Origin of the sequence: Clostridium sp., assembly GCF_051278035.1 — a bacterium.
In the GTDB taxonomy this organism is placed as follows: Bacteria; Bacillota; Clostridia; order Clostridiales; family Clostridiaceae; genus Clostridium_AD.
In genome coordinates this window covers 1-8,349 of record NZ_JBNMNU010000179.1, presented here as the reverse complement: position 1 = coordinate 8,349, position 8,349 = coordinate 1, and the positions used below count along the sequence as shown (strand labels likewise).

Below are 8,349 nucleotides of genomic sequence, written 5' to 3'. Positions count from 1 at the left end.
CACCTGAAGAAGATTTAGAAGGCACTAGCTTTGCAGGTATGTATGAAACATTATTAGGTCAAAGAAGAGAGTCGCTTGAAAAAGCAATAGCAGAAGCTTTCTCGTCATGCTTTGATTTTAGAGTAATGGCATATAAAAAGGAACATGGCATGGACCTTGAAGGTACATCGATAGCAGTGGTTGTTCAGCTTCAGATTGCATCGGATGTCAGTGGTGTAGGTTTTTCATTAAATCCACTTAATAACTGTTATGATGAAGTTATGATTAATGCATCTTTCGGTCTTGGAGAAGCGATTGTGTCTGGTATTGTAACACCTGATACTTATATTGTTGATAGTGTAAAGAATGAAGTTACGGAGAAGGAAGTCAATGAAAAACAGATTGGACTTTGGCTAAAGAATGATGGCGGTATAGAGGAAAAGACTAATAAGGACCCTAATAAGCAAGCGTTAACTAATGAAGAAATTTTAGAGCTTTCTGCACTCATAAAAAAATGTGAAAAACACTACGATATACCTATGGATACGGAATGGGCTTTTGAGGATGGAACGCTATATTTACTTCAATCAAGACCAATAACGACTTATTTACCTATATTTCCAGAGTTGCTTACAGAAAAGGGAAAGTCAAAAAAATTGTATCTAGATTACAATTTTCTAATGCAAGGGTTTAATGAACAAATGTCTGTTTTAGGTTCGCAAGTTTGGGAAATGGTAATGAGTGATGTAAAAGGTGGAATTGGAAGAGGCGGTTTAGATGGACTTTTTCCAAGTGTTCATGGTAAAACCTATGCGAATTTATCCTACTCTTACGTGGGGTTTGGTAAAAGAACCACTATGTCAATAGTTGGCGCAGGCGGTGCTGATAATATTGCAAAAACACTAGAGAGTATGGATATAAAGGAATATACTCAAATAGATTTACCGGATGCAATGAAACAAGCTAAGAAAAACACGACGAAATTTTCTTTGAAAATGATCCCTCAGGTTGTAAAAGTATTATTTGCTGATTACAAAACATCTTTAACTAATTATTTAGAGCATACCGATAAGATTATGACAGAGGTAAATGATATTAGTAAGACGGCTGATTTCTCAGTAGCAACTCGTGAAATTACCTACCTAACTACGACTTTCTTGAATGATATGGGCTTAATAGTAGCTGGAATGCTTGCACAAAGAACGATTAGTAAAATGTTTAAAGGCAAGAATGTAGAGAGTTTAGTGATCAATTTGGGCATGGATTTAGATGGCAACCCGACAGGTGAGATGGGGCATAATTTATTTGAACTTGCTTCTCATAAAGAGTTTGTTGATACAAAAAGCGAAACAGAGTTTCTGTCGAAGATTGAAAATGGTTCGTATTCTAAGGACTTTATGAGCATGTATCAGGATTATATAAAAAAATTTGGTTCAAGGGTATTTATGGAAATTGATGTTGCATCAAAAAGAGTGTATGAAGATCCATCACTCCTATATGAAAAGCTTACAAATATTAATGTAGATGATAACCAAATAGAAGGTGTTAAGGACAGAAAACAAGAAGCTTATGATAAGTTGCTGGAAGTAGCTAAAGAAGGCGGCTTTGAGAAGAAGTTCAAGAAAAAAGCAGAAATATTTCAGTCATTATTTGGGTATAGAGAACATCCCAAATATGTTATTGTTCAATCTATCGCAAAACTTCATGACAAGGCTCTTGAGCTTGGAAGAAAGCTTGTAGTTGAAGGCAAACTAAAAAATGCGTATCATATTTTTGATCTAAAACTCGAAGAGATAGAAAAGATGGAAAAAGGTATAGATGTCAACCTTGAAGAATCTAGAGAAAATAATCTGTTCCAGTATAGAAGGGTAGCACATATTAAAGATTGGCCAATTATAATGGATAGCCGTGGCAAGATAATCAATCCTAAAGTGACTGCTGAAGATGGTGATTATGTAGGAAGTGCAGTGGCGCCAGGAAAAATTATAGGCATTGCTAAAGTGCTTCTTTCACCATACGAAAAACCACTAAATCCAGGTGAAATACTAGTTACAAAATGTACAGAACCTTCTTGGACACCTATATTCATTAATGCAGCAGGTGTTGTTATGGAATTGGGTGGTCCACTTCAGCATGGTGGTATCATCGCTAGAGAATACGGCATCCCATGTGTAAGCGGTTTAATAGGGATAACTGATGAGATTAAAGACGGTGATTTGATTGAAGTAGATGGTACTAGTGGGATTGTGAGGGTTGTTGAAAGTTCAGAAGAAAATTAAAAATTCTTCAATTCTTACATTCATACATCTCTCATATGGATTCCAATTGTTATTCCTGATAATATAGGGTAGTTAGTGGGGTGTCCACGTTTAAATTCATCAACTAATCGCTTTGCTACTTCAAGGGAGGTTGCATATCTATCCTTTCTAGCTATTTTATCAACACTGATTCCCATATTTTTTAAGGTTGTTTCAATACTAGTCGAAACAACACCCGTACCCCAACAATAATAACATTGGACACTTTTAAATCCTTTAAACACTGGGTAACATCGCTACTCAATGTATATTTTTGTGTTATTAATAGATAAATGATTAAATATGGTAAACTAAGTGTTTTCAGTGGAAGAAACTATACAGTAACACTAATTTTCCATAAAATAGACATCTGGGAAAGCTTTGATCTAGAAACGGAAAATATGAATCTACCAAAACTAAAACCAGGCCAGTAGTGGTTCAGTAGAGGGAAATTTAAATTATTGGCTACGCGCATAGATGCCAAGGCGTTATGGCTTTCGGACAGGGGTTAGAATCCCTCTACTCTGGTTACTTACCTGTAAGAGAAGGTCGAGCAACAGCGAAAAAATCATTGCTGTCCGTACCTGGTTTGTTTAGGCACCAAAACTAGGTAAAGTTATTTATGTATATCTTGGCTGTTTATATTTTCTTAATAATTACAATTACTAAAGACAGAAGTAAAAGAATTGCTCCAATTAAACCACCCAAAAGAATTGTCTCTTGTAGAATAAAATAAGCCATAAGTAATGTAAATAGAGGTTCTCCAAGTAATATAATTCCTACACTTTCTGAACTGGCAACCTTTTGTGCCTTAGTTTGTAAAAGTAATGAAATGCCTGTGGAAAAAATGCCGATAAATAAAATCGGTACAAAATTTGGATAAAGTTGTGGAAGGTTGAATCCTTCAAAACAAGCTCCTATAGAACTTGCAATGGTAACTACTGATAATTGAACAAAGGTTAAAACAAAGGCATCTCTATCATTTCCAAAACGATCTAATAATATAATATATAGGGTATAGGTGACTGCAACTCCAAGGGCAAGTCCATCACCTATATTAAAACCACTTCCATTTATTCCTGAAATAAGTCTAAGTCCAACTAAGGAAAGAATGACGCTAGTCACTGTATACTTAGAAGGAGACTTTTTTCTGATTGCGCTTTCTATAATCGGAATAAAAAGCACAGGGAGTGCTACTAAAAATCCGGATTTTGCAGCACTGGTGTATTTAAGGCATATAACACCTAAGGAATAAGCGATAAAGGTAAGTATACCCAAAAGGGAACCAATTTTTATATCCGCCAATTGAATTTTTTTAACCTTATCAAAAGAAGTTATTAAAACAAATACTGTGGCTAGAAGAAATCGGGCCAGCATGAAATGGAAGGATGGTAATTCAGTCAGATATAATTTAATAAGAATGGTGCTCGTTGCCCAACCTAGGGCTACAATTAAAAGCTGAAGATGTGCCACTGTCTTTTCTGAAATCCTATTTCTAATTATTATTTCTTTCATCAAAATAAACACCTACCTGTAAAATTATAATTTATAAATTTTTCTCCTTTATACTTATTCTCTTTGCGAATGCCTCATACCTTTGGATTCCTGTTTCTTTCCATTGTTCCTTTGAACACTCCTTTACTGGCTGCTTCTCCGTATATATCATCTTTTACATCCTTATGAGCTTTAAGATCTGCGGAGCTAAGTGAAAATGATCGATGCTGCGCCTTTAAATCACTGTACAACATCCATTTTTTGGGTTTAAAAATTGTTACTTGATCTTTGACATATTTAAGCACCTTTTTTCTGTCATCATAAGTATCAACCATACTAACGTGTTGCTTATATTTACTACCCATAATTCTTTTCCAGTATTCCGTCATTCTTTTAGCAGTTTCAACCGTAATCTCCTGCATGTTATTGTTATACTCCACACCTTCCTTAACCGATTGTATCATCTTTATTTGTTCTTCAAGCAATGTGCTTGGCACATTCTTAAACTGAGCAAACGATTTTTGTATATCGGAAGACATATCAAAGCTCTTTTCAACACTATTTAAAACCCATAATTGCCTTTTCAATAACTCTGTAGGGGTTTGTGCCCACTCTCTGAATTCGCTCCAAAAACTTGATACCTTCGAGTTTACCCCAACTACCATCCACAGAGCTTCTTTAATTTGATCTAGCAGTGGTACTTTTCCATCTGTTGTTACGATGATCTGTCCAACGACTTGATTATTCTTTCTGTATACTGCGTAATGATAGACAACGTCATTGTAATTTATGGGTGTTTTATATATTTCTACCTTTTCACCTTTATTCTTAAATTTCTCAACGGTATCTTCAACTTTAATCGATATTTCTGACAAATCACTCCACTCCTTTCTGATACACGTGAATATAAATATTCATAATCCTATAATTAATAATACACTAAAAAATACGAAAAATTAACAAAAAAAAATTTTTAGTGATTATATCTATATAATAGGTGATGAATGATAAGCCAGAATGGGTTTTCGTATTAATTAATGGGGGGATATTATGAAAAGTAAAAACATTATAATTACTGTAGTTATTATGACTATAATTTCAATAATATTTAATTTTGCAAACGCTTTTACGGGTAATTTTGCAACAACTATTAACTTAATAGTATCGCTTTTTTATCTATTATTATGGATTATTATAAGTGTATACATTTATGTTAAAAAAGATATTACATTTTCAGAATGTATGTTCTACTATTGGTTAATATCACTTATTTCATCTGTTTTATCTATAAAAATTTCAAGTGTTATATTTTTACCGTCATATATTATTTACTACACACCCTTTTATGGATTTAGGATATTTTTAAAAACATATATTCCCACATTTTCATATATGATGAGTACAATTTCTATTATATTTGTAATAGTAGCTTATTATATAAATAAGGTAAGCCCTTTGTGTTCCTCGACAGAGGCAGGGCAATCGAAAGAAAGCCACAATACCAGAAGGTAACGGATATTTGTTATTAATTAAAAATAAGTATTTACAAATATAGATTTCTATGTTATTATTAGTTCATAAACAAAGAAACAGAATTAAATTGGTAAAAGAAGTGGAAGCGAATCCACATAGATATTAACTTTCATTAGATAAATTAAAAGAATCGCTAATAGAAAGGGGATAGTCCAATGTATCAAATTAAATCTTCAGAGTTTTTAGAGGGTAGTAGAATTTTATAAATAAGAGGTCTTTAAGAAATGTGATAAGACAAAGAAAAATTACTTAAATTAAAATAAATTACTATACTCTAGTTAGTTTAAAATTAAATATATAGATATATTAAAAGGGAATTCATTTAGTGAATTCCCTTTTATTTAGCTTTAAATTGTCTGCTTCATTTTAATTATAACACTTTTCTAATAGGTATTTGTATTTCAGATACATATTCATTTTCAGAATCTGAAAAGTCATAATCTACTATATTTTTTTCGATAGAGTCTCCCAATATTTCATATCCATTTTCCTCAATCCATTCAATAAGAACGGTATAGTAATTTTCGATATCTTTATAGGGTCCTAAAAAAACAACACAAGCAAACTCATTTTCTGGAATCGTTATCAAATCCAACTCTAATATATTTTCAGTTGACAAGATTTCGATGAAATATTTGAATTTATTAAAATTTCCACTTGTCATGTTTTCTCTTGAAAGAGAAGTGTATACTTGACCTTCAATAAGCCAGGAACTGAGTTTTAAATATTTTTCGTTTTTTTTAACGGACTCTTTAAGTTCGTACTCGTTTTTACTATCTTTAATGTCTAAAACCACTCCAATTCTTTGAGGCAAGCGCTTTATCTTTACAACATTCAGCTCATGTTTTATATTTCCGAGTAGCTCAAGTTTTGTATTTATTTTGTTTTTTAAATTAACTAACTTATTTATTTTTACATCAATTTCCTCTTCCTTATTTTTTAGTAAGTTCATTAAGTTATTTGTATTTTTATTATTCATATATTTTTTAATATCCTGTAATGAAATATCTAGATTTTTAAAAAATAGGATTCTGCTTAATTTAAAAAAATTCCGAACACTATAGAATCTGTATTTATTTACAACATCATGATTAGGTTTTAAAAGATCAATTTTGTCATAATGCCTTAAGGTATCTGTGCTTATATTAAAAAGCTTGGCTAATTCTCCAATTAAAAAAGTATCCTTCATAATTATGTCACTTCCATTCTATAAATATTAAACTATTTGTCACTATTATTATAAACCATTAAGTAACATTAAAGCTATTAAAATATACGAATGTAACATATTTACATCAGGCCTGCAAATTTATTCATAAGCGGATTTACCTCAAAATCTGTCACAGTTGAAAATCATTCTCCGCTTCCATCATTGCTTTAATGTAAGTGATACAAGGAACCATAGCAAGGGTTAAATATACAAAATCCAGATAGTGTTTACACTATCTGGATTTTGGTGGTGGGAGGGGGGCCTTAGGATTAATTTATTATTACTGTTCCTGCTGTTCCACCTATTGCTTCCTTAGCTTTCTCAAGGGATGTAATAATTGCTTTTCTACCCTTTTTTGCTTCAACGAAAGTAAGAGCTGCTTTTATTTTTGGAAGCATGGAGCCAGGAGCAAAATGTCCTTCTTCAATATATGCTTTAGCTTCTTCTACAGTTATCCTTGAAAGATTCTTTTGATTAGGTTTTCCAAAGTTAATAGCGACTTGTTCAACTGCTGTAAGTACAACCAATGCATCAGCATTCAGTAACTCTGCTATTTTACCAGAAGCAAAATCTTTATCTATTACTGCTGGTACTCCTTCAAGTGTTCCATCGCCCTTTTCAATTACAGGTATACCGCCTCCACCAACAGTTATAACAACATGTCCAGCTTCAACTAATGTTTTAATTATTGGTTCTTCAACTATAGCCTTTGGAAGTGGTGAGGCAACTACGCGTCTCCAGCCTCTATTTGAATCTTCTTTCATTATATATCCTTTTTCAGTCATTAATTTCTTAGCCTGTTCTTCTGTAAAGAAAGAACCTACTGGTTTAGTTGGGTTCTTAAACCCTCCATCATTTTGGTCAACTATTACTTGAGTAACTACTGTTGCAACTTCCTTTTTTATGCTTCTTTTTCTCATTTCCGCTCTAATGCTTTGTTGTAAATGATATCCTATATAACCTTGACTCATGGCGCCACATTCTGGAAAAGGCATTATCGGACTGTTTTCATTTATTGAAGTAGCTGCTTCATAAGTAGCTATAAGTTGACCTACTTGAGGTCCATTACCATGGGCAACAATTACCTCATGACCCTCTTCAATTAAATCTACTATAGCCTCCGAAGTTTGTCTTGCAGTTACTAGTTGTGCTTCTGCTGTAGTATCTTTTGGGTTTGCTTGAAGGGCATTCCCTCCAAGTGCTATTACTATTCTTTGCATATTCATATCTCCTTTTATCTTTAATTGTTGTTTTTATTTTTTTTATAGGTCATCTCTATTTAGAGGCATACTCATACATCTTGGACCGCCTCTTCCTCTTGATAGTTCAGCGCTCGCCATTGTTATAACTGTTATTCCACGTTTTGATAAAATATCATTTGTAACATAGTTACGTTCGTAAGTTATAACCTTTCCAGGTGCAATAGCCAGCGTATTTGACCCATCATTCCATTGTTCTCTTGCAGCTACAATAGGGTCACCACCACCACATCTTATTAATTCAACTGAAGGTACCTTTAATGCTGCCTTTAATATATTCTGTAGTACATCCTTTTCTTGCTTAATATTTAATTCTCCGTTAATTCCTTTTGTTATTTCAAAAACATTAAGTGGACCTTCGATCTCTGGGTGTATTGTAAATTTATCATAATCAACCATAGTAAATACAGTGTCAAGATGCATAAATGCTCTGCTAGATGGAATTTCTAGTACCAGCACTCTATCAAAAGATGCATGTTTTTTGAAGATATTCTTTGCTACAGTCTCTATAGCCTCAGGTGAAGTCCTTTGGCTACACCCTATTGCAATAGTTGTTGCAGATAATACATGCTCATCC

The 8,349-nt window shown here is 33.0% G+C and carries 8 protein-coding genes; 2 read left to right on the top strand and 6 right to left on the bottom strand.

Annotated elements, in window-relative coordinates:
• A partial coding sequence (locus tag ACJAX4_RS19710; RefSeq protein WP_435791145.1) for a PEP/pyruvate-binding domain-containing protein occupies positions 1 to 2,258 on the top strand: 2,258 nt, incomplete at its 5' end.
• A gap of 20 nt (positions 2,259 to 2,278) precedes the next feature.
• Here ACJAX4_RS19710 and ACJAX4_RS19705 read toward each other — a convergent pair.
• The 3 genes from ACJAX4_RS19705 to ACJAX4_RS19695 form a co-directional block, all read right to left on the bottom strand.
• Positions 2,279 to 2,521: a hypothetical protein gene (locus tag ACJAX4_RS19705; RefSeq protein ID WP_435791144.1), complete on the bottom strand. Its 243-nt coding sequence runs from the start codon at positions 2,519 to 2,521 to the stop codon at positions 2,279 to 2,281.
• A 394-nt stretch (positions 2,522 to 2,915) separates the two neighbouring features.
• Positions 2,916 to 3,791, bottom strand: coding sequence for a DMT family transporter (locus tag ACJAX4_RS19700; RefSeq protein WP_435791143.1), 876 nt, complete (start codon positions 3,789 to 3,791; stop codon positions 2,916 to 2,918).
• A 74-nt stretch (positions 3,792 to 3,865) separates the two neighbouring features.
• A complete protein-coding gene (locus tag ACJAX4_RS19695; protein ID WP_435791142.1) occupies positions 3,866 to 4,645 on the bottom strand; it encodes a hypothetical protein in 780 nt (259 codons plus the stop codon).
• 175 nt (positions 4,646 to 4,820) lie between these two features.
• On the opposite strand from ACJAX4_RS19695, the gene ACJAX4_RS19690 reads away from it, so the two are divergent.
• Positions 4,821 to 5,282, top strand: a complete 462-nt coding sequence (locus tag ACJAX4_RS19690) for a hypothetical protein (protein WP_435791141.1) — start codon at positions 4,821 to 4,823, stop codon at positions 5,280 to 5,282.
• Positions 5,283 to 5,673: 391 nt separating this feature from the next.
• Here ACJAX4_RS19690 and ACJAX4_RS19685 read toward each other — a convergent pair whose 3' ends face one another.
• From ACJAX4_RS19685 to ACJAX4_RS19675, 3 genes are all read right to left on the bottom strand, one after another.
• On the bottom strand, positions 5,674 to 6,492 hold the full coding sequence (locus ACJAX4_RS19685) for a GyrI-like domain-containing protein (RefSeq protein WP_435791140.1): 819 nt from the start codon (positions 6,490 to 6,492) through the stop codon (positions 5,674 to 5,676).
• Between the two features lie 290 nt (positions 6,493 to 6,782).
• Positions 6,783 to 7,733 (bottom strand): carbamate kinase, encoded by a 951-nt coding sequence (arcC, locus tag ACJAX4_RS19680; protein ID WP_435791139.1) that lies wholly within the window; start codon positions 7,731 to 7,733, stop codon positions 6,783 to 6,785.
• Between the two features lie 42 nt (positions 7,734 to 7,775).
• A partial coding sequence (locus tag ACJAX4_RS19675) for an arginine deiminase family protein (protein ID WP_435791138.1) occupies positions 7,776 to 8,349 on the bottom strand: 574 nt, incomplete at its 5' end.

Coding starts and splice junctions, on each gene's coding strand:
- ACJAX4_RS19700 (WP_435791143.1), bottom strand. CDS start 3,791: ATGAAAGAAATAATAATTAGAAATAGGATTTCAGAAAAGACAGTGGCA.
- ACJAX4_RS19685 (WP_435791140.1), bottom strand. CDS start 6,492: ATGAAGGATACTTTTTTAATTGGAGAATTAGCCAAGCTTTTTAATATA.
- arcC (WP_435791139.1), bottom strand. CDS start 7,733: ATGCAAAGAATAGTAATAGCACTTGGAGGGAATGCCCTTCAAGCAAAC.
- ACJAX4_RS19690 (WP_435791141.1), top strand. CDS start 4,821: ATGAAAAGTAAAAACATTATAATTACTGTAGTTATTATGACTATAATT.